Origin of the sequence: Niabella pedocola (genome assembly GCF_021044425.1) — a bacterium.
Taxonomy (GTDB): Bacteria; Bacteroidota; Bacteroidia; order Chitinophagales; family Chitinophagaceae; genus Niabella; species Niabella pedocola.
Map to the genome: position 1 here is coordinate 2,111,406 of NZ_JAJNEC010000005.1, position 22,531 is coordinate 2,133,936.

General features: G+C 43.4%; 22 protein-coding genes. 10 read left to right on the forward strand and 12 right to left on the reverse strand.

Going from position 1 to position 22,531, the window contains the following annotated elements:
- Nucleotides 1–5: 5 nt before the first annotated feature.
- The 10 genes from LQ567_RS16290 to LQ567_RS16335 all read right to left on the reverse strand — a co-directional run bounded on the left by LQ567_RS16290 (nt 6) and on the right by LQ567_RS16335 (nt 6,890).
- The gene (locus tag LQ567_RS16290) at nt 6–284 is read right to left on the reverse strand and encodes a hypothetical protein (protein WP_223709500.1); all 279 of its coding nucleotides are present in this window, start codon (nt 282–284) and stop codon (nt 6–8) included.
- A gap of 97 nt (nt 285–381) precedes the next feature.
- Nucleotides 382–612, reverse strand: coding sequence for a hypothetical protein (locus tag LQ567_RS16295; protein ID WP_223709501.1), 231 nt, complete (start codon nt 610–612; stop codon nt 382–384).
- A 39-nt stretch (nt 613–651) separates the two neighbouring features.
- On the reverse strand, nt 652–1,398 hold the full coding sequence (locus LQ567_RS16300) for an acyl-CoA desaturase (RefSeq protein WP_223709502.1): 747 nt from the start codon (nt 1,396–1,398) through the stop codon (nt 652–654).
- Nucleotides 1,399–1,660: 262 nt separating this feature from the next.
- Nucleotides 1,661–2,347 carry a hypothetical protein gene (locus LQ567_RS16305; protein ID WP_231005977.1) on the reverse strand — a complete coding sequence of 229 codons (687 nt, stop codon included), beginning with the start codon at nt 2,345–2,347 and terminating at the stop codon, nt 1,661–1,663.
- Nucleotides 2,348–2,381: 34 nt separating this feature from the next.
- A complete protein-coding gene (locus LQ567_RS16310; protein WP_231005979.1) occupies nt 2,382–3,404 on the reverse strand; it encodes a relaxase/mobilization nuclease domain-containing protein in 1,023 nt (340 codons plus the stop codon).
- Nucleotides 3,401–3,784, reverse strand: coding sequence for a plasmid mobilization protein (locus LQ567_RS16315; RefSeq protein WP_231005981.1), 384 nt, complete (start codon nt 3,782–3,784; stop codon nt 3,401–3,403). Before LQ567_RS16315 ends, LQ567_RS16310 begins: the two co-directional genes overlap by 4 nt.
- 400 nt (nt 3,785–4,184) lie before the next feature.
- Complete coding sequence (locus tag LQ567_RS16320) at nt 4,185–4,541, reverse strand: hypothetical protein (protein ID WP_231005983.1); 357 nt, start codon at nt 4,539–4,541, stop codon at nt 4,185–4,187.
- A 32-nt stretch (nt 4,542–4,573) separates the two neighbouring features.
- On the reverse strand, nt 4,574–5,539 hold the full coding sequence (locus LQ567_RS16325) for a toprim domain-containing protein (protein ID WP_231005994.1): 966 nt from the start codon (nt 5,537–5,539) through the stop codon (nt 4,574–4,576).
- Nucleotides 5,536–5,835: a helix-turn-helix domain-containing protein gene (locus LQ567_RS16330; protein ID WP_231005996.1), complete on the reverse strand. Its 300-nt coding sequence runs from the start codon at nt 5,833–5,835 to the stop codon at nt 5,536–5,538. Before LQ567_RS16330 ends, LQ567_RS16325 begins: the two co-directional genes overlap by 4 nt.
- Nucleotides 5,836–5,993: 158 nt before the next feature.
- Complete coding sequence (locus LQ567_RS16335; protein ID WP_231005997.1) at nt 5,994–6,890, reverse strand: hypothetical protein; 897 nt, start codon at nt 6,888–6,890, stop codon at nt 5,994–5,996.
- Between the two features lie 934 nt (nt 6,891–7,824).
- Here LQ567_RS16335 and LQ567_RS16340 point away from each other — a divergent pair.
- Entirely contained in the window at nt 7,825–10,068 is a 2,244-nt protein-coding gene (locus LQ567_RS16340; RefSeq protein WP_231006000.1) for a nitric-oxide reductase large subunit, read from the forward strand.
- A 691-nt stretch (nt 10,069–10,759) separates the two neighbouring features.
- Complete coding sequence (locus tag LQ567_RS16345; protein WP_231006002.1) at nt 10,760–10,969, forward strand: hypothetical protein; 210 nt, start codon at nt 10,760–10,762, stop codon at nt 10,967–10,969.
- Here the strand turns inward: LQ567_RS16345 and LQ567_RS26300 are convergent.
- Nucleotides 10,935–11,324, reverse strand: a complete 390-nt coding sequence (locus LQ567_RS26300; RefSeq protein WP_394800408.1) for a DMP19 family protein — start codon at nt 11,322–11,324, stop codon at nt 10,935–10,937. The two genes, LQ567_RS16345 and LQ567_RS26300, sit on opposite strands and share 35 nt — an antisense overlap.
- 1,335 nt (nt 11,325–12,659) lie before the next feature.
- On the opposite strand from LQ567_RS26300, the gene hemN reads away from it, so the two are divergent.
- From hemN to LQ567_RS16385, 8 genes are all read left to right on the forward strand, one after another.
- Complete coding sequence (gene hemN, locus LQ567_RS16350; RefSeq protein WP_231006005.1) at nt 12,660–14,039, forward strand: oxygen-independent coproporphyrinogen III oxidase; 1,380 nt, start codon at nt 12,660–12,662, stop codon at nt 14,037–14,039.
- A 96-nt stretch (nt 14,040–14,135) separates the two neighbouring features.
- The gene (locus LQ567_RS16355; protein WP_231006007.1) at nt 14,136–14,630 is read left to right on the forward strand and encodes a c-type cytochrome; all 495 of its coding nucleotides are present in this window, start codon (nt 14,136–14,138) and stop codon (nt 14,628–14,630) included.
- A 47-nt stretch (nt 14,631–14,677) separates the two neighbouring features.
- Nucleotides 14,678–16,666 (forward strand): Sec-dependent nitrous-oxide reductase, encoded by a 1,989-nt coding sequence (nosZ, locus tag LQ567_RS16360; RefSeq protein WP_231006008.1) that lies wholly within the window; start codon nt 14,678–14,680, stop codon nt 16,664–16,666.
- Nucleotides 16,667–16,905: 239 nt separating this feature from the next.
- On the forward strand, nt 16,906–17,937 hold the full coding sequence (locus LQ567_RS16365) for a nitrous oxide reductase accessory protein NosL (protein WP_231006009.1): 1,032 nt from the start codon (nt 16,906–16,908) through the stop codon (nt 17,935–17,937).
- Nucleotides 17,912–19,180: a nitrous oxide reductase family maturation protein NosD gene (locus LQ567_RS16370; protein ID WP_231006010.1), complete on the forward strand. Its 1,269-nt coding sequence runs from the start codon at nt 17,912–17,914 to the stop codon at nt 19,178–19,180. The genes LQ567_RS16365 and LQ567_RS16370 overlap by 26 nt, the downstream gene beginning before the upstream one ends.
- On the forward strand, nt 19,177–19,887 hold the full coding sequence (locus tag LQ567_RS16375) for an ABC transporter ATP-binding protein (RefSeq protein ID WP_231006012.1): 711 nt from the start codon (nt 19,177–19,179) through the stop codon (nt 19,885–19,887). Before LQ567_RS16370 ends, LQ567_RS16375 begins: the two co-directional genes overlap by 4 nt.
- Entirely contained in the window at nt 19,884–20,651 is a 768-nt protein-coding gene (locus LQ567_RS16380; RefSeq protein ID WP_231006014.1) for an ABC transporter permease subunit, read from the forward strand. The genes LQ567_RS16375 and LQ567_RS16380 overlap by 4 nt, the downstream gene beginning before the upstream one ends.
- Before the next feature lie 89 nt (nt 20,652–20,740).
- Nucleotides 20,741–21,190, forward strand: coding sequence for a CopD family protein (locus tag LQ567_RS16385; RefSeq protein ID WP_231006016.1), 450 nt, complete (start codon nt 20,741–20,743; stop codon nt 21,188–21,190).
- A gap of 102 nt (nt 21,191–21,292) precedes the next feature.
- On the opposite strand, the gene LQ567_RS16390 is transcribed toward LQ567_RS16385, so the two are convergent.
- Complete coding sequence (locus LQ567_RS16390) at nt 21,293–22,531, reverse strand: hypothetical protein (RefSeq protein ID WP_231006018.1); 1,239 nt, start codon at nt 22,529–22,531, stop codon at nt 21,293–21,295.

Sequence of the window (22,531 nt, forward strand, 5' to 3'; positions counted from 1 at the left end):
TTACGCTACATCCACCAAATCCCTTGTGCAACGAGATTGTAGGATTTAATAAACAAATGACTGATATCACCCGGGGAGGAAAAAATCACCCGGCTATCACTCGGCGTCACTAGCTCTATCATATCATTTTTAAGATTTATAGAACGGATTTCGAAGGCATCCGTATTTTCTTTACATGTCTCATCAAACTGTTCTTCTGGTGCTCCGTTAGAAGGAAATCTGCGTATGATATCCCCCTTCCGCAGTAAAGCGATCTGTGCTGTTGTTATTTTATTATTGGTCATAGAAATCATTTTATCAGGTTGAAAGGGATTATTAAAGCTATAATCAGTAAGCAAGGAGTTAAAGAAGCTCGGTCAAGAAATGCTAAACACACTATCCCTAAGCGGAAATAGCCGCTTTTTTAATGCCGGTAACAATATAGTAGAAAGATCCGCTCCTTAGTTCTTTATACCCTTCCCAATCGTCTAAATGTATAGCAGCTCCGGTTGCCGCATAGTTGCTTAATAAAGCGATCGCATTGCTGGTAAAACAAATTTTGGCAGATATAATTTCTTTATCTCCGCTGAGAATTGTCAGCCTGCTAGCCGCGTGAAATTGATTTTTAGACATAGAAAGTATTTAATTTGTACATAAAACAAGGAAGAGGCATCACGTCTTAAGATGCGTTGTCTTTTTTGAAAAATGTATGATGCGCAATCGTTTTAATAACAGAATAATAGGATATACCGGATCAATTTCATGCCAGCGGCTGCCAAAATTTACAGAAGAAGGCTTTTTATGATGATTATTGTGGTACGATTCCCCCAGCATCAGCACATCCACTACTAACAAGTTGCGCGACGTATTTCCGAGTCTGAAATTTATATATCCGTATTTATGGGCGAACCAATTAACCAGCGCACCATGAAACGCGCCCATCGTAATAACAACAGGGAGCAATAAAAACCACCAGAAAGAAGATGCAAAGATTAAAAAGAAGGATATATATATTGCCACCCAAAGCAGACGTGACAGTGGAGAGTTTGCCCAGTGGTCAAAACCTCCCCACTCCGGTAAGTTCCTTACGAATCTTGGCTCTACGGGATAACGGTTGTGTACAATACCTGAGTAAATGGTTCTGGTACGCCACATCATACTGAAAATATTGGAAGAAAAATTTGGAGAATGCGGATCTTTTTCTGTATCTGTATAAGCATGATGCATCCGGTGCATGATAGCATACGCCCGTGGGCTCATATATGAAGATCCTTGTGTAATATAGGAAAACAGAAAGAAGAAACGCTCCCAGAACTTAGTCATCGTGAATGCTCCATGTGCTGCATACCGGTGCTGAAAAAAGGTTTGGCTGAACAGTGAAAGATACCACAGCGCAACAAAAAAAATTAAAATAGTCATACTACTATTCGTAAAACAGGAATGCAGAAAACCTTGTTGAAAAAGAGTCACTTTTGAGGAGAAAGGAAGGGAGTGATAACCCGCGAATGTTTAACTGTATCTGTAACTGTATTAAAGATACGCTTTATTAATGGCATAGTCAAATAATATATTTTCAAAAGCCGGCGTAAAGCAATAGATTTGGACTCTTTAAAAAATCATTTACGGAACATGAAGGCCAGGTAATTACAGATTGTTCATTACTCAATATTTTGCTGGACAGTTATTTATTTGTGCCTACAGATTTTTGACGTTGCTTTACGCCGGACCGCAGTTTCTCCGCTTCCTGATTCATACGATACGCTTTTTCCAGTCGCTCCATATTTCTTTTATTTTCCTTCTCCTGTGCTATAACCGAATCCCTCAATTTTGGATTACATGTATAAATTTGATCCACTTTGTCCAGATAACGCTGCATTGGAACGAGGGCTGTATCCAGCCGGATGAGCCTGTACTTGGTATCATTTTCCTGGAATTGCCCCAGTCTTTGAAAGGTATTGTACCATCCACAGCAAAGCAGGCAGACGGCAATAAAAAGAACCCCGGTGGCTATAATGATCTTATGTACATGATGGTAATGCTCCAGTTTTTGGATCAACGGTTCTGCTAACCGCTCACGAACGGCAGATAGTTCCCGACGCAGTGCTTCTATTTCCTTAGCAGGAAAATTCTGTTTGCTGATAATACGTTCAAATCTTTCTGCTTCCTTTTGAACTATTACCGCTGTATTATTTTCGGTGAGTTTCTGCTGCTGCTGGTTCTCAATAACCTGTTGAATTTTCCCATGCTGTTCTTTAACTTCACCCGTCAAGGCCGCGATATTTTTGTTGTTTTCCTGGTACCGTTCCGAAAACTCATTCAATACAAACAATACGGATTCTTTTTCCTCTGTTTTTATTTTTTCTTCCACAGTGATATAGATTTTATGTTTTTAGAGACTGCCGTTAAATGCCAAAACCGCGTTTTTTCTTCTTCTTTTTATTATAGCGATAATATTGTTTCATGGCCTCGGCAGCAGACAGTTCGTCCGGTGCAGGGTAATAGGGTTTAAACAGTTCAGCAATCAGGTCCGCTGCAGCGCTCGCAATCTGCATGCCGGCTGTGCTCATGTCGATTAATCCCGAATCAAGTATACCCGGTATAAAAGGTGTGTGCTGGGAGAAGGACTTATCGGCTTTTTGTCCATCCGGTCCTATTTGCAGCACCTGTTTTGCCAACAGGATCTTTTCAATAGTGGCTAAAGAATAGCCCAGTTCAGACCCTTTTACCTGCACTTTTTTGTCATCAATAAATGTAATCCCACGCCCTTTGATAACTGTATAGCTCAATTGCTCCATTTTTCCGGAGAAGTCAGCCAGGTTGGTCGCCTGCCTGAGACAACGCTTCAGGTCTTCCTTCATTTTTTCTTTCCGGGCATCGTGCCTGGGTAATAGCTGCTGATCCTTGGGTAAAAATTGTTTGGGGCTGAGCACGGCTGTAAGTCCGTACTGCTTTTCCAATCTCCGGCAGAGCTTGTCCAATTTGTAAAAATTATTACTGGTGCTGGCCGCTTTTCCGTCAAAGCCCACCCGGTTCGCTACCAGGTGAATGTGCTGCTCTTTGGTGTCGTGGTGCTGAACGACGAGGTATTGGTTACCGGCAACACCTAATTCTTTGGCCATTTCTTCTGCAACGGATAACCACTGGTGGCGGGCGAGTGTTTCTCCGGGAGCCAACCGGATAGAGGCATGCAACACGGGTTTTTCTACCCGTTTGCTCAATTTTTTTACGTCCCGGAACTGTTCTGCCAGCTCCTTTTTATTCCCGTAGCACTGATTATAGGCCAGTACTTCCGCCCGGTTTTTATGACGTAAACCATCCCCGGCCGTCAGCTTTTTTTTCTTTTCATCGGTCAGTTGCTGTTTATCTTCCAAACAGTAACCAATACAATGGACGAATGATTTTCCTATGGTTATCGTAGCGATCATTGTAAATAATTTTTAATGGAGGATGCAATTCCCTTCAGCTCTTTTGATAAAATATCCAGCGCAGCACGATCTACCGGCGTTAAAATATCCGTCACGCTGTTATGTCTTTTTGTAAGCTGGTTCAGGTTCGCGGCCATGTGATTGAGGGTGCCGGTAAGCAATAAAACTTCTTTGGGCAGCGCTTTTTCTGTTACGACAATTTGTCCGTGCAGCCCCATTGAGCGCAAAAATTCTGATAAAGTCATCCCTGCTTTTTTAGCGTTACCTGCGATTCGTACCTGTTCATACCGGCTGCATTTGAGCGTCAGCACTACATTACGTTTAATGGCCTTAAACGGCCTGCCGCCTTTGTTTTTAACGGGTTTATCTTCCTGCTTCATAGGATTGTCTTATTTTTCGAATGCCACCCCAAGCGGCATGAGAAGCCCCCGAATCACGCCCCAGCGCGATGAGGGGCCAGCCGTTTTGGTATTACCAAAACATTGCTGGCTACCTCAACGTCGAAGAGGTTTTCTTGTATTTGATCGTTCAAAATGTTCGTCATTTTATTTGCTGTAGGATGCTTTAAAGGGTATTCAACTGTTACGACTTCGGAGTTAAACAGCAAGGAGCCAATGTGCAACAATTGGTACACCTTGCCGTTACCTTCGATGGGAATTAAGAGCGTTTTAATTGTTACGAACCGGGTTGCTTTTTGAATGAGTGGAACCTTTAGATTTGCATCAGAGCCTTCCGGAAAAATTGTCAGCCGCGAAGTGTGGTCCACCAGTTAGAGCAGGGTTACCTTAACTCGTCTCTGTTAAAAACCTTCGGATTGTCAACACCATATTTGCGGAGATTATTCTTTAGGTTCATCCATAACTGGATATTGTAATCGGCAATTTCATGGAGGTCTGTATCTGTTAAACCAAATGGATTTTGTACCGAACCAATGCTGCTTTTTCTTTGCTGGCCTGTGGAAGAAGTGGCGGATGCCTCTGCGCCACCGGTAAGGTTTTGCGGCTCTATGTAGGCAAAAATTGTTGGGGTGGCGCCCTCCCCGATCTGCAACCCCGGCCCGATGGCCATACTGTCTCCATAAAATCTGATATGTTTTCCTGAGTTTAAATACAATACTCTTTTCTTAAAATCTGTCATTGCTTTTATTTTATTGATTAAAAAATATTTCACTACCTGCCGAGACCCAGGCTTCGTTTTTGAACCGCGCGGGCAATTTCCTCGGGTTCACTTTTTTCCAGGGGCTGCTTGTGAGAAGAAAGACTTTGCCGGGTCAGCCATTCATTTAGGTCTGCGTATCCATAATAAAGCAGACTGCGGTCTTTATATTTTGAATTTTCTTTTATAAGCTGAGCCGTACATTTTTGTCCGGCGTTATCACGATCCAGGTATAGATATATGGAAGCGTGCTGCTCTATCACCAGCCGGGCTTTTTCCAAAAAGGCCAGGGAGTTCAGCACCAAAATGTTTGTATTCGTGATCTCCGTTTTTTGAATGACGGCATAGGTTAGGAAATCGAAGAAGCCTTCAAAAACGCTGATCTCCTCAGCGCGGTTGTTCAAAAAGGATACGCTTTTAGGCGCCGTGCTTCCTTTAAAATGTGCATTACGTAACTCGTATCCACCTGCGTTATTGGGAAAGCCAATGGCGTAATATTTTCGATTGTTGAGCTCATATTGTACTTCCCGGCAATATTCCCGGGCTATTCCAAGTGATATTTTCCGTTGCCCCAGGTAGGTAATAAGCGCAGGTGACACAATCGGGCCGGTAGACAACACCTGGATTTTTTTCTCTTTATCAGGGAGCGGAACATTACCCGAATGCGGTAAGTTTTGCAACGGATTGCGATGAAAAGAAAGAAAATCCTGTAACCTGGTCAATGCTTCCGGAATGCCACAGCTGTGATACAACATGCACAGGTCAATAATACTTCCGCCTTTGCCAATCCCATGATCATACCACAGGCCCTTTCTCCGGTCAACTTTAAACGACGGTGTATTTTCATTTCTGCCGGGCAGCGGGGATAAATACCAATATTCCTGGTTATGGCTCATCCGGGGATCGGGATAGTGCCCCAGGGATTCCAAATAATCGACCAGGTCAATTTGTTTTGCGTCGGTTGTAGTAAAGCGTTTCATTTTTCATTCGGTTGATAGTGAATGTTCTTTTTTTGTTTCACATATTCCAGTACTTCGGACCGGATAAAGTAGACCCGGCCGCCTTGTTTATGAAATGGCAGACCACGGTTCATCCAGTCGTGCAGCGTTACAAGGGAGATCCGGAACATGCCTGCGATCTCTTTCCGGTTCAGCAGTGGCTCGCCTTCTTCATTGTTTTGTGAGCTGGGTGCGGGAATATTTTCCAAACATTCTTTCACCGCCTCCCTGATCCACCGGCGAAAGTCTCCTTCATTAGGTAAAAAAACTGTATCCATAAAAATTCGTTTTATGGAGGCAAGATGGGTTAGAAAAGGAGCAAAGTCAATGATGGATACAGTATGGATTTTTATCCATTGAAAATAAATTGCTTACAAAATCTCATGGTTAGGTTTGAAAAGATAAAGCAGCAATAAAAAAAAGAATTAAGAGGTCCTCAGTGATAGAAAAACTCCTCTAAAGCCTGGATCAGTTGTTGTACTTTAGGATTTTTATAGTTCAGTACTTCTCCTTTGTCGCCAACTCTTTTTTGCAGGGTATTTATTTTTCTATCCTTAAAAGCAGCGAAGTGCAACTTAAGTATGGCTGCGATATCAGTGTCTGAGAATTTTTTAAACAGCTGTTCGCCTTTCTGCAGGGACGATGGAGCCTGTACCTCCTGCAGTAAGATCAGGAGCTGTACTATACGTTCTTCGTGGTTACGGTTATTGAGTTCAATATTGCCGGTGGTAAAAGAATTGGTTAATTCGCTGAGTCCGTTCTCGGTCGTTTTCATAATCTGGTCGATATGCATCGATAATTTTTCAGATAATATTTTTACCTGTTGGTCAATATTGGAGGCATTTTTTGATTCCGCATTTTGAATAATTGTATGAAGACCCATTTCTAATTCCTGTTTCAAATCTTGTTGTTCCTGTTGAGCTTTTTCTTGGAATTGTTCCTTCATTACTAATTGCTTTTCAGCAACCCAATCAAGAGCTGTTACCAATTTTCGTGATCTGTTTCCCGATTTTTTTAGCCGGTCATTGATTTCATATTGAAGGAAGCGAAGGAAGTCGGCTTTCTCGGGATATAGGTTATAATGAAACTCTAGGTAATTAATAATATCAAACCCTTGATATTCATGCAGCTTGTTGAAAATTTCATTTAAATAGCGAATTGCAAATGGCTCTTTTTGGAAATACAAGTAGAAATCGTTTTGGTAATTACCCAGCCGGTAAGAAAAGTAAGGCGTAAACCCTCCTGAAGTGTTAGAATATGCCGACCTGTATCCAAACGTTGCCAGCATGTTTCTGACGAAAATCTTAGAGTATAGCCATTGTTTGATTTTCATATGTTTAACAGGTTACAGAGACTTGGCAAATTCAATTTAAAGATACATTTTTTATAAATATAGCAGCTTGTTGTAGATTTGAAGAATTGTCCTATGAGAAGTCGGCGCGAACTGCGCCGGCTAGTAACCTTCTTTTAAAACGGTAAAGCCATTCAAAATAACTGTGATTAATTGAACTGGTTTTTCCGAAAAGAACTTTAATAAAGTAACAATTCCCCGCACTATCAAGTATGAAGAAGGGTCAATCAGCCGGTGTAGAGCGTTTACTAATTAAGAGGATGTTTCAGATTGTTAAATAACCCTTCTATCCTCTGCGGCTCCTTCTCTTTTATTAGACGCAAAGAGTTTGACATATTGGGTTGTTGGTCTCTTGAGAAATACTATTATGATTAAGATACTTAATGGTCAATTGCTAATTCGTTTCGCAGGTAGTTTTAATAACGGGGACCGTTTTTTGTCGATAATTTATTGAGAACGTGTTTTACCTCATTAAGCGACTTCAATATGAAGAAGCATAGATATCGAAGTTTGGAGAATATCGATCAATAGAAAGGGAAATCAGCGAACGGCCAGCTGGGTTTAATCACAGATGTTACAGGTTAAAAACGAGTTTGTTTTATCAAAAACTGGTTGCTATTGATATTTATTTGCTTTCCCTGCACATTTTTTTTTAACTTAGCCTGGTATCGAGACGGTCGTAAGTCATAAAATTTTCAGATAGCTTCATTCTTATTGACTTTTGACCGGGTGGTGTTGGATAGGCCCTCTACTGATTTTGAAAGATTTGGCGGCAATACTTGTACCGGCCTTATCAAAGTAGCGCCTGAATGCCTGATGTTTTACAGAAGGGGTTTGTGCTCATTTATATGAAAATTATACGTGTTCGCCTCATAGAGCGGAAGGATATTTATTTTATCATATAAAAATCAAAGCCATGACACCCAAAAAACTTTGGATTGGCCTATCTGCTGTCGTTATCGGATCTTTTGCGATCTTGATTTTCTTTGGAACTGAAATTTATAGGACAGTACCTCCAGTCCCGGATCGGATTGTTGCCACAGACGGCACTGTTTTAGCTACCGGCCAGGATATTAGAGAGGGACAAAATGTTTGGCAATCAATCGGCGGACAGACTGTTGGGAGTATTTGGGGGCATGGTGCCTACATAGCGCCTGATTGGACGGCAGACTATCTTCACCGTGAATCGCTCCTGCTTTTGGATGAATTGGCAAAGAAGGACGGAAAAGTCTATAAAGATCTTAATGATGAAGAACAGGCGGGATACCGGGTACGGTTAAAGTCGGATCTTCGGACAAATACTTTTGATCAGGCGAAAAAGGAGATTTTATTTAGTGTAGAAAGGGCGCGCGTATACCAGGCGCTTTCGAGTTATTATGCCCGCTTATTTATGGACGACCCTCAGATGGCGCGGCTCCGTGATCAGTATGCCATTCCTGCGAACACGGTAAAGGATAGCATCCGCATGGCTAAAATGAGCGCCTTCTTTGCCTGGAGCTCCTGGGTTTGTATTACAGAACGCCCGGGAAGTAAAGTTACTTATACCAACAACTGGCCACATGATGAGCTTATTGGAAATGTTCCTTCTCCGTCGTTACACTTATGGTCAGGATTTAGCGTTCTGCTGCTGTTGACTTGCGTAGGGTTGCTGGTGTTCTACCATGCCCGGAACAAAGAAGAGGAAATAAGTGAGCAAATGCCGCTCGATGATCCCTTACGTAATATGAAGCCTACTCCTTCTATGAGAGCGACCTTAAAATATATCTGGATCGTTGCGTTTCTTATTTTAATACAAATGCTCTCCGGGGTAATTACGGCCCACTACGGAGTAGAAGGAAGTGCGTTCTACGGCATACCTCTGGATAAATTTTTACCCCAGGCTGTTTCCCGGAGCTGGCATGTACAGCTGGCGATATTCTGGATTGCAACCTCCTGGTTAGCAACGGGACTTTATATTGCTCCTGCGGTATCGGGGTATGAGCCAAAATATCAGAAGCTAGGGGTCAATGTTCTGTTTGCAGCATTATTGATTGTGGTGCTTGGCTCTTTAGCCGGTCAGTGGCTGGGAGTTATGCAAAAGTTAGGGTTAAGAGAAAATTTTCTTTGGGGCCACCAGGGATACGAATATGTCGAATTGGGAAGGATATGGCAGGTTTTATTATTAATTGGGTTGGTGCTATGGCTGGTGCTTATGATACGGGCGTTACTTCCAGCGTTGAAAAGGAGAGATGGCGATCGGCACTTGCTGCTTTTGTTTGTTTTGTCGGCTATTGCAATCGCTCTATTCTATGGCGCCGGGTTAATGTATGGTCAACAAACAAACATGGCTATTGCCGAATATTGGCGCTGGTGGGTGGTACACCTTTGGGTGGAGGGTTTCTTCGAGGTTTTTGCAACGGTAGTGGCCGCATTCCTGTTTACCCGGTTGGGTTTGCTGCGACTCAAAACTGCTACTACTGCAGTGTTGTTTTCAACTATTATTTTTCTTTCAGGCGGCATTGTGGGCACTTTTCACCATCTCTATTTTAGTGCCACACCCACTGCAGTGTTGGCCCTGGGAGCTACGTTCAGCGCCCTTGAAATTGTGCCATTGGTTTTGATTGGTTATGAAGCCTATCAAAACTATCAGCTCAGTAAGTCCACTAAATGGATCAAGGCATATAAGTGGCCTATCTATTGTTTTATTGCAATGTCTTTCTGGAATTTCCTGGGTGCAGGCATCTTTGGCTTTGCTATTAACCCGCCGATAGCCCTCTATTATATTCAGGGCCTGAATACCACTGCCGTTCACGGCCATGCAGCGCTTTTTGGTGTATATGGGATCTTGGGAATGGGCTTAATGCTATTTGTTTTGCGAGGATTGTATCCGGAGCGGCAGTGGAATGACCGGTTAATCGGTTGGGCTTTTTGGATGATCAATATTGGTTTGTTGGTAATGGTAACCGTTAGCATGTTGCCGATTGGTATTATGCAGGCAGTGGCTTCTATCCAGGAGGGATACTGGTATGCACGCTCGGCTGAATTTATGCATACGGATATTATGGGAGTGCTGAGATGGTTACGCGTACCGGGGGATGCCATACTTGCTATTGGTGAATTGCTACTGGTAGTGTTTATTATCGGGTTAAAAACCGGTTGGTCCCTAAAAGAACAACGTTAAGTGAGCGAGGATATTCATAGATACTGGGCGTGCATCTAATTAAGCCATTAAAAAAAACATAGAATGAGTTATAGTACGGCCTCATTTTATGATGATCTTAAATATGAAACGCTTGAGCTTGGAGAGGTAGAGTAATGCTTAAAACAGAATGGACAAAAAAAACAGGATCGTGTCCAGGCGGGGCAGCAAATGAAAGAGCATTCAGTGCCTTATCCAGTTTCAATACAAGTATTAGAAGGATTAATCTAGTTGGGTTGGACAGACAAAGTTCTTTCTTAAAAGGAGGAATGATGATTGGGCTGAGAGCGGACATAGGCACCGCCTAATCGCTGAAGCGACAGTATTATGAAATGTCTTTGTTCCCAAAAGATGCAGCACAACGGTTCAGATGTATGAGTTAATAATTTGGCATCCTTGCTTCAACAAGAAATTAGAATTTCAAAGCTAAAATTTTAGTTCGTTATTGGAAAGCTTGCGAGCAACATTGATAGAAGATGGATTTGATTTCATATTACGGCAATCTTTCGCTTATAGCCAATTGCCCAACACCAAGATATTTCTACATAGTTGCTTTCGAATCGATTTACCGTTTTTTTATTAGTGAATGACTACCTTTGTACAGAGCATACATTCAGCATTAGATTAGACTTCAACCTATGTAGCAGCTGATATGAAATGCGCACTTGTTTTCATGAGAACCATTCCAATTTTATTTTTACTATTCACAATCACCGGTAGCGCCCAAGTGATTGACCTTTCACAGCATAACTTTAATCAAAACATCGGTAGATACGTAAGTTATTACGAGGATAAAACCGGTGCTTTATCTTTAAGCGATATACAGAATGCCTATGAAAGTGGTCGTTTTAAAAAAGGCGCAACCGAACTATTTTTTCATTAAAGCAATCTGAGCCACTAAAATATCTTGAGTTATATAACTCTATTGTTTCCAATTCTTCATCTGTTAGGTATGATAAAATATCTGATCGACTGGCATCAGAAATAATCGGTTTTACAGAATCATAAACGAAATGCAACTTGTTCAATACGATCAGGTATTCAGTTGCGTGGCGCCTTTTTAAACCCTGCGTACATAAATAGAGGCATTTATTACTGGCATTAAAGAAGAAGAGATAACCTTCGGTTTGCATGTCTCGGTCCAGCATCCTCAGGGCTGCAAGGTCCTGCTCATCATTTGAAAGATGTTCCCAGGTTTTACCCGTTCCAGATTTATATCGGAAATAGACGGCATACATCAGTAAATCGTGTACGTATTGATTATTGTTTTCCTCACAGTAGGCTTTTAAACAGGAGAGAGATAGATGAAAATATAATATACTTCTAAGTAACAAATGCGCATGTTGGAATGTCAATAATTTATTGAGAAAAATGCTGCGGAGATCTTTGGTGTGTTTTTGCGTTATTTTTTAATGTTCAAATAATCATTTTTCTCATAAGCAGTTAGTTTTGGTTACGACCGCTGTTTTTACAGGGGTCTATTTGGTGTGTCAGGCATGTTAAGTTGCTTTAGGGTGAAAATCCTGAACACGCCGTTACAGTCGGAAGTGTTAGTTCAAGTCAAGAGTGTCCTTTGTGGGGGAATCTGAGGGAAGCCAGAGGCAAAGGCTTGGCCCCCTTGAACAGGAACTGCATATAGGGCAACTATTGACCGGGTAATGCCGCCAAAGAGGCAAAAGCCATACTGCACGGAGATCTCCCGGCAGATGTAGGGGGCGCAGGAACGAAAGAAACATTAACTTACCCTGAGAGGTCTGTCGGCGACTCGTCGCCATTAACAGAAGTCAACAGAGGCTATGTATGGTAGGCAAGAAACAAGCCTTGTACTCCTCGGAGGAGCGCAGAAGGAAGTTTCACAGATCAAATCAAAAAACCGCATATCAGAATGGCGGCTGAAAAAGTGCATTATTGTCAGGACAACTAGCTGAACCACGTAAGAGAAATTTTATTTATCGAAACGGATAGCGGAACAACCAATAACAAGGTCGTCAAATAAAGGCAGCAGCGGTGCCGATGGCATGCGCTGGAGTGAATTACGCCCCTATGTGAACGACCATTTGCAATTCCTTCGGACGACTATTCTTTTGGGCAGTGACCGGCCAGAGTCGGTAAGGAGCTTAGAAATCCCCAAACTCAGCGAGTGAATAAGGAAGCTGAGTATCCCAACGGTCAAAGACAGGATGTTACAACAGGCAATATCTAACTGGTTATCGTGGCAATACGAAGCAACCTTTTCCAATCGTAGTTACGGGTTCCTGACAGGGCGTAGCGCCCATTAGGCAGTATTGCAGGTTCAACAATACCTGAATACGGTCCGGGTCTGGATCATAGAACTGGGCTTGGAAAAGTTCCTCGATAATGTAAACCACGACCGGTTGATGAGCCGGCTGTTACTCCAGGTTACTGACTGCTGTACCTTATGTAAGCCCTGCTTTTTTGAACCATAACACAAAAAGATAAAACCGTTTGTCATCCTTGATTATTGCGAGCTTCTTTTATTTTACTGATGAAGATCTGCAAGTCTCCTAACGGTTATCATACATGCTGGGTTACCACGGTGTTAGTTTTGAGATATGATGAATCAAGCACAAATAGATCCGTTTTTAATAAAAAAGTATAATCAGCCGGTTCCCCGTTATACAAGTTATCCTACCATTCCGTTTTGGCAGGACCACATTTCGCTGAACCGATGGAGGGAGCAATTTAGAGAGCAATTTGCCATCGAAAATAAGCGTAGTGGCATCAGCCTTTATATCCACCTTCCATTTTGTGAATCTTTGTGTACCTATTGCGGGTGCAACAAAAAAATTACAACCAATCATACCGTAGAAGAACCGTATTTGCTGGCTATCGCCAAAGAATGGAAACAATACCGGAGTCTGATGCAGGAAACGCCGGTGATCCGGGAGCTTCATTTAGGGGGCGGTACCCCAACGTTCTTCTCCCCGAAAAATCTTGAGCGGCTGGTGACAACAATCCTCAGTGACAGCACCTTGCACCCCGACTACGAATTCAGCATTGAAGGGCATCCCAATAACACTACGGCAGCACACCTGGCGGTATTGGCATCTTTGGGCTTCCGGCGTATCAGTTATGGCGTGCAGGATATGGATCCCGAAGTACAGCGAGTGATCAACCGCATACAGCCCTTAGCTAATGTGCAGCGGGCAACAGACGAAGCAAGAAAAAAGGGTTTTACTTCGGTTAATTTTGATCTTATCTATGGCCTGCCCCTGCAAACGGTGAGTGGAATGCAAACCACTTTTCAGCAGGTGTTGCCGCTGCAACCCGACAGGATCGCTTTTTATAGCTATGCCCATGTGCCCTGGACCAGCCGGATGCAACGGCTGTTTGACGAAACACAGTTGCCTGCGCCCGAAGAAAAAATGCAGCTTTATCTGGAAGGTAAAAAATTGTTGCTGGAGGGCGGTTATGAGGATATTGGTATGGATCATTTCGCGCTACCGCACGATGAATTATTCCGGGCGCGGGAAGCAGGTACGCTCCATCGCAATTTTATGGGATACACGATTCAGAATAGCTCCTTCCTACTCGGCCTGGGAGTATCAGCCATAAGCGATATAGGGAATGCTTTTGCGCAGAATAAAAAAAACCTGCACGATTACTATAATGCTATCAACACGAATCAACCAGCCGTAAAAAGAGGTTATTTTCTTAGTGAAGAAGATTTGTCCTTCAGGCACTATATTAAAGACATTTCCTGTAAGGCAGGTACGCTCTTTGATGTAAAAGATCTTGAAATACTGGAGCAGTCCTCATTTCCGTTGCTCGATCAATTGCAGAATGATGGGCTGATTACTTATGACCGGAAAGGAGTTAAGGTAACACCAATGGGACATTATTTTATCCGTACGATCTGCAGTGCCTTCGACCTCTATCTGCAGCGACATACCGCAACAGACAATAATGAATTATTTAGCAAGGCCATTTGATGTTTATTACAGTAAAGATCATGGTTTCTTATGATTTCAGTCATAAAACCGGGCCTGTGTACCACACTACCTTTGGTCAAATCAAACCGAACGAATATGAATAAAAAAATCATCGCAGCCATGAGCATTGTAGGAGCTTTATTGATAGCTGCCTGCGGCGGTGGAGAAAGCTCCGATAATAAATCAACTACTGCCACCGCTCCGCAAATGGAAATACCTGCAGCACCGGCAAGGGGTTCTTATGATCCGAACCGCGGGGAAGGAAAATTCAGTGAAGGCAATGTTACCGTTGGTGCATTAGATGCGGCAATGGCGGGCAAAGGAAAAGCCATTGCGGAAACAAAATGTTTTTCCTGTCATAAAACAACAGGGGAAAAATTAGTAGGGCCCGGCTGGAAAGGCGTTACTGAAAGACATAAGCCTTATTGGATCATGAACTTTATTACCAATCCGGACCCGATGATCGATAAAGATCCTAAGGTGCAGGCGCAACTGGAAATATGCCTGGTGCGAATGCCCAATCAGAATCTTACAGATGAGGATGCCCGCAACATCGTAGAATTTATGCGGCAGAACGATGGCGCTAAATAAAAGGTCACAGGTAAATCAATTTCAATGCATAGCACAACTGATTATTTATGGTTACTAAAAAATTAATAGCCGGCGTATTGACTGTGGTCGTATTAGTTGCCGCCTCCTGTAAACCCAAAGGGTTGGGCAATGCCGTAAGCGCCGATGCGGCAACAAAAGCATATGTGGCACCGGGTAAATATGATGAATTTTACAATTTTGTATCCGGTGGGTTCAGCGGGCAACTGAGCGTGTATGGCTTACCCAGCGGTCGTTTGCTGCGGGTAATCCCCGTTTTTTCTGTTGATCCGGAAAAAGGCTGGGGCTATAGTGAAGAAACGAAACCGATGCTCAATACGTCGCATGGTTTTGTACCCTGGGATGATCTGCACCATGTGGAAATGTCGATGACGGATGGTACAGCCGACGGGAAATGGGTGTTTGTAAATGGCAACAACACGCCCCGACTGGCGCGCGTGGATCTGAAGACGTTCCGCACTGCGGAAATTCTGGAATTGCCCAATAGTGCAGGCAACCATAGCTCACCCTTTAGTACCGAAAATTCTGAGTATATAGTAGCCGGCACCCGTTTCAGCGTGCCGCCGGATGACGTCAATGGAGACGTGCCGATCAGCTCCTATAAAGAAAATTTTAAAGGGCATATCAGCTTTGTAAGCGTTGATAAGACCAATGGTGAGATGAAAGTTGCGTTTCAGTTGAAAACGCCCGGCGTGAATTTTGATCTTTCCCATGCGGGTAAGGGAAAGTCGCACGACTGGTTTTTCTTCAGTACTTATAATACAGAACAGGCCAACACCCTGTTGGAAGTAAACGCCTCGCAGCGGGATAAAGATTTCATAATGGCAGTAAACTGGAAAAAGGCAGAAGAATATGTAAAATCCGGGAAAGGCAAAAAACAGCAGGTAAAATTTGCACATAACAAGTATGATGAGGCTACTCATACTGCGAAATCCGAAATGGAAAATGAAGTAACCGTGTTGGATATTACGGAGTTTCCCGACCTGGTTTATTTTATCCCCTGTCCAAAATCACCGCATGGCTGCGATGTAGATCCAACTGGCGAGTATATTGTGGGCAGTGGTAAACTGGCGGCCCTGTTACCGGTATTTAGCTTTGATAAAATTCAAAAAGCTATAGCGAATAAAGCTTTTGAACCGGAAAAATATTCGGGTATACCCGTAATAAAATATGAAGCAGCATTATACGGGGAAGTACAGAAACCCGGTCTGGGGCCTTTGCATACAGAATTTGATGGCAAAGGGAATGCGTATACTTCTTTCTTTGTATCCTCCGAAGTAGTTAAATGGAATATTAAAGATCTGAAAGTGTTGGACCGGCAGCCTACCTATTATTCTGTGGGGCATTTGATGATACCGGGGGGCGACAGCAAAAAACCTTTTGGAAAATACTTGGTGGCCTATAATAAAATTACAAAAGACCGCTACCTGCCAACTGGGCCGGAGCTTTCCCAAAGTGCACAGCTGTTTGATATCAGCGGCGATAAGATGCAACTGATCCTTGATTACCCAACTATTGGTGAGCCGCACTACGCACAGGCAGTGCCGGCCGACCTGATCAGGGAAAAACAATTGAAGATCTTTGATATCAATGCCAATAAGAACCCTTATGTTACCAAAGGAGAGGCTGATACAAAGGTAGTAAGGCAGGGCAATCAGGTACATGTTTACCTGACTGCAGTACGTTCGCACTTTGCACCAGATAATATTGAGGGGGTTCAAATGGGGGATGAAGTATTTTTTCATGTAACCAATCTGGAACAGGATTGGGATGTGCCGCATGGTTTTGGAGTGAAAGGTGCTGCAAACGGGGAATTATTGATCATGCCGGGCGAAACACTAACATTGAAATGGATTCCTGATCGTGTTGGAATCTTTCCGATCTATTGTACGGATTTCTGTTCGGCGCTGCACCAGGAAATGTCGGGGTATGTACGCGTTTCTCCAAAGGGAAGCAATGTGCCCATTTCTTATAGTCTGGGTAATAAAAATAAACCCGCGGCGCCTGCTGCTCAATAGAACATCGTCAGCCAAATTTCCATATATCAAGGCAGCCGTTTGAGAAAACTGGTTGCCTTTTATTTGCTGACAAATTATAGGGGTTGGCGAAAAGAAATCTGTGAGGCAAAGAACAGGTGGAACAAGAGGTGAGAATTAATATATCGCTCACAGATGCCATTGATTTTCACAGAGGGGTTTTAAAGATCAGTGTAAGTCTGTGTATTCTAAGATTACAAGACGGCTAAAATAAACAAATCATGAAAATTGCGTTTCTTTCAAGAATATTGATCATTGTAGCGACCGTGGCCTTGCTGCTGTCATTATTTGTACCAATCTGGAGCATTTACCTGAATGCTCCGCAATACCCGGAAGGGCTTCGGCTGCAAATATGGGCAAATAAGATCGCGGGGGATATCGATATTGTCAATGGACTGAACCACTACATAGGCATGAAAACATTGCACAGCAAGGACTTTATAGAGTTTACCCTGTTGCCCTATATTATTTGTTTTTATATCCTGGTGTTTGCGTGGGCGGCTGTTACCGGTAAAAGAAAAGCATTGAATATTGTATTGGGTGCATTTGTTTTATTTGGGGTGATTGCCATGGTTGATTTTTGGAAATGGGAATACGATTACGGACATAACCTGGATCCTAATGCAGCTATTAAAGTGCCGGGCATGACTTATCAGCCGCCGCTAATCGGTTTTAAGCAGTTGCTCAATTTTGGGGCTTATTCCGTTCCGGATATTGGCGGCTGGCTGTTTGTAGGGGCGGGCCTTCTATTGTTGATTGCCGTTGTAAAAGAAGCCCGAAGGACGAAGCGGCGGAAATCGTATGCGCTTGCGCTATCCTTTATTGCTGTAGCTATTTTATTTTCTTCCTGCACGAGTAACTCCCCCCAGCCGGTTCTTCTGAATAAAGACGCCTGCGATTTTTGTAAAATGACGATATCCGACGGGCGCTTTGTAGCAGAACTTATTACCAGGAACGGCAGGATATATAAGTTTGATGATATGGGCTGTTTGCTGCATTATATAAAAGAAAATGGGAATGGGAATACCCGGAAGGTTTATGTGGCTGATTTTAAGAAGAATAATGTATTAACAGACGCAACGACCGCCTGGTTTATTCAGAGCGAGGCACTGAAAAGCCCGATGGCAGGAAATATAGCGGCATTTCCGGTGAAAGACAACGCGATAAAGGAAGCTGCAGGCTATCAGGCAGCCGTGATGGATTGGGGGCAATTGAAACAAATAGCAAATGCCAAAGGAAGCCATGAGCACTAATAAATATCTGCGGATCATTTGCTGGTACACGCTATCTATGCTGGTATACACGAACATAGCGGCTAGGGTACTAGAAGTGGGTGCGGGCAAGACTTATTCGGGGATAAAACCGGCGCTTGCGGCAAGCCATAATGAAGATACTATAAAAGTATATAAGGGTATTTATAAAGAGGGTAATATCATAATTGATAAGGCCGTATGCCTCGAAGGAGTGGGACAACCGGTACTGGATGGCGAATTAAAGTATGAGATACTGTCTGTTAGGAGCAGCCATGTTGTGATACGGGGATTCACGCTTCAGCAATCTGGCCGCGCCGCCATGAGCGATCCGGGCGCCATTAAAGTATATGATGCAGCGCAGGTGTTGATAGAAAATAATACGTTACTGGATAATTATTTTGGTATTTACTTGCAATACGCATCTAACTGTGAAGTCAGGAATAATTATATTAAGGCTTCGCAGGTAGAGGAAAGTCAATCAGGCAACGGCATTCATTGCTGGAAGAGTGATAGCCTACGGATCATCGGCAACCACGTGTCCGGACACCGAGATGGTATTTATTTTGAATTTGTGACTCATTCTGTCATCTGGCGGAACATAGCGCAGGACAATCTGCGTTATGGACTGCATTTTATGTTCTCCCATGAGAACGCCTATATTACCAATTACTTTAAAAATAACGGCGCCGGCGTGGCAGTGATGTTTACCAAAAAAGTGGTGATGATCAATAATACCTTTGAGGAGAACTGGGGCGATGCGGCTTACGGGGTATTGTTTAAGGAACTGTCGGATTGCTATTTACAGGGAAATAATTTTGTGCGTAACACTACCGGCATTTTCTTTGATGGCTGCAACCGGCTTATGATCGAGCAAAATAACTTCAGCCGCAATGGCTGGGGAATGCGGTTACAGGCAAACTGTACGGATAACACTATCAGGCGCAATAATTTCAGGGGGAATACTTTTGATGTAGCTACCAACGGCTCCCTGGTGTTGAATCATTTTTCAGAGAATTACTGGGATAAATATGAAGGATACGATTTAAACAAGGATGGTCTGGGGGATGTGCCGTACCATCCGCTTAGCCTGTATTCGGTTATTGTTGAAAAGAATCCTCCGGCGATGTTGTTGTACCGTAGTTTTATGATCACCCTGCTGGATAAAACGGAAAAAATAATTCCCAGTCTGACGCCGGATAGTTTTGTTGATAAAACGCCGAAGATGCGCCCCTATATATTATGATAACGATAAAAGATATCAGTAAACGGTTTGGAAAACTACAGGCCCTCGATAAAGTGAACCTGCAACTGCACGCGAGCGAATGTATAGCGCTTATTGGGCCAAATGGTTGTGGCAAAACAACATTGATAAAAATCATACTGGGGATGGTGCGGCCGGATGCGGGCACTGTTTTATTTAAAGGAAAAGATGTGCGTAATGAAGATGCTTATCGCAGACAAATTGGCTATATGCCGCAAATAGGGCGTTATCCTGAACATATGACTGTTGGACAGATACTAGATATGATCAAAGGGATCCGGAGCGATGAAACGGCGCTGGACCTGGAGCTTTATGATCAATTTGGAATGGAAGAGCTCTTGCAAAAGAAAATGCGGACGCTGAGCGGAGGCACTACCCAAAAAGTAAGTGCCGTTCTTGCTTTTTTGTTTCGCCCGCAGGTGCTGATCCTCGATGAGCCCACTGCGGGGCTGGATCCGGTTGCCGCTGATCTGTTAAAAGAAAAAATAATTAAGGAACGGAATGCCGGGCGCCTGATCCTGATCACCTCGCATATCTTAAGCGAGTTGGAGGACCTCGTAAGTCATGTGGTATTTTTACAGGAAGGAAAGCTAATGCTGCATAAGAGCGCGCTGGCGCTGAAGAGCGATACAGGAGCAAATAGTCTTGCGCAGTCTATCGTTCATTTATTGAAAAATGTGGCGACATGATACGAATATTAAAATATGTAGTGATCGATATTGTAAAGAATAAGATCATCATCGCCTATACGCTTATGCTGGCTCTGTTTTCCTGGAGCGCATTTGGACTGGAGGATAATACGGCGAAGGGGTTGCTTACGGTTTTGAACCTGGTGTTGTTAACGGTGCCGCTGATGTCTGTATTATTTGCTACTATTTATGTATACAACAGTGGGGAATTTATCGAGCTGCTGGTAAGCCAGCCGGTCAAGCGCAGTGCTATCTGGCGGGCGCTGTTTTCCGGACTGTCACTGAGCATGGTGATGGCCTTTTTGACCGGTGTGGGTATTCCGCTGCTGGTGTATACCGACGTTGGTACGGCATTAATAATGTTATTGTCGGGCTCTTTGCTTTCGGTGATTTTTGTGGCGATTGCCTTTTTGAGTGCTGTTATTGCCCGGGATAAAGCAAAGGGTATTGGTGTATCTATCTTGTTGTGGCTGTATTTTGCATTGTTATTTGATGGGCTGGTTTTGTTTTTATTCTTTCAATTCGCCGATTACCCGATAGAAAAAATAGTTGTATTATTAAGTGCCTTAAGCCCGGTAGATCTGTGCAGGATCCTGATCTTATTGCGCTTGGATGTATCGGCTATGATGGGTTATACCGGGGCGGTGTTTAAAAATTTTTTTGGAAGTAACGGTGGGTTGGTAGTTTCATTTTTGCTACTAGTGCTTTGGGTAATCATGCCTTTTTACTTTTCGCTACGAAGATTTAAGAAAAAGGATCTGTAGGAAGAAGCGGGCCGTCGAAGCACCGGAATACCAAATTTTCTGTGTTTCAGCACCTCAGGGTAAAACTTTTCATATACAAATTTGCCGATATGAATCATCATTTACTATTAATTATACATCTTGTTGCCGCAGCAGTTTGGGTTGGCGGCCATTTATATGTTTGCCTTCGCGTTTTACCTGGTGTATTAAAAGACAAAGACCCTGGCCCGCTGTTACAATTTGAAAGAAGTTTTGAGCCGCTGGGTATGCCCGCATTAGTGTTGCTCGTAGGATCGGGTGTTTGGATGGCGCTGCAATTTGGTGTATACCCGCGCCAATGGTTTTCTTTTGCATCGCCGTTGGAGCGGGTCGTTTCCGTAAAATTGCTGTTGTTGTTGTTGACGGTGGTATTAGCGCTCAGCGCTCAATTGCGTGTGATCCCAACATTGAAACAATCCGCCACCCGGCTTAATGAAATGGCCGTTCACGTAGTTTTGGTAACACTTATAGCGGTGACGATGCTGGTATTGGGATCATTTATTCGATACGGGGGGATCTGACATGACGCAGGTTGAGTTTAAACAGACGGCGGCGAAATGTCTGTACGTTATGGCTCCGCAATAATTTAAAAAATGTTGCCTTTGTATTTTTCAGAAACCTGTTTAAACAGGGTTGCTCATTTTGCCAGAACTATTTTTGATTAGTTGAGTTCCGGTAAGAAGCACTATGCCAATTAAAAGAACCAACGCGGCGGCGAATAAAAGTTCATTAATATACGGAACGGGCCGGTAGGTAAAGGCGGCGATACCCTGTACGGTTAAGCAGAGCTCATTGAGCACCACGCCAGATAAGAAAAGAAGTGCGCAGCACCTGGCCGTTTTTGTTATGCTCAGAAACCCACTGGCAAATAGAAATCCAATATAAAATAAACTATACGCGCCCAGGAGTACCAAATGCAGGTAGGCAATTATGACCGGGCGAAAACCGAATACCAACTGGCTCAGGCTTGGGATAGCAGACGCTGCCTGCAATATAAATTTTAGGGTGATTGCCAGGGTCGCCGTGTAAAAAAAGATAGTGACCCAGGTGCCGGGGCCGCTATTAAATTGCTGTCGGATGACGGGCCGCCCTTTTATCAGTAACAGCACCCAGGCAGTTAGCTGCGCTATTGCTGCCGCAACCGTAATACCATACAGCCAAAGAGGAAGTTTTATCCACAACAGCGATAAGAACAGGGTGGGAATAATCGTAGAGCAGAATATTTTATAATAGTTGTTTAATGAAGGAACCCGTTGTTTTAACCAGGGCGCTGCCAGTGCCATAGTGCCAAAGAAAAACCACCCGTTATATTGGAAATGGAGATAGTAGTAAATAGATCCCAGGTAAAAATCGGTATTAATATTTTTACCGGCCATCATATATGCCAGCGAAAAAGGTCCGGCTGAGGAAAAAACATTCAGCAATAACCCTGTAATCGCCCAGGGTTTTGCAGCATGCTCCGGCGGCAATTTCCCGGCATCCTTTATAAAACAAACAGCAAATGCCATAGCAACAAAAATGGAAAGGGTCGAAAATACAATAGAGACGGTCTTATAGCCTTCAAGCGTGAACGCTAACAGCATGCCTATGCCAAATAGCATATTGAGGGAAATAAGCAGGCGGTATTTTTTTTGCTGATTGCCTGGCAAATAGGGCGCCAGTAACAGCGCCAGGCCGCAGTACAGGCAATGGCTTATCCAACCCGTAAAAGCAAAATGCGAATGGGCATGCAGCAGGTTCTTTTGCTGCAGCAGCGGAAGGGCAAATGCTATTTTGTAGCGCATCAGAGCTCCATAGAGCACCACGAGGCTCAGGCTTACCAATCCTGTCCTGAACCAGCTTTTTAAGGTAAAGGTGGTCAT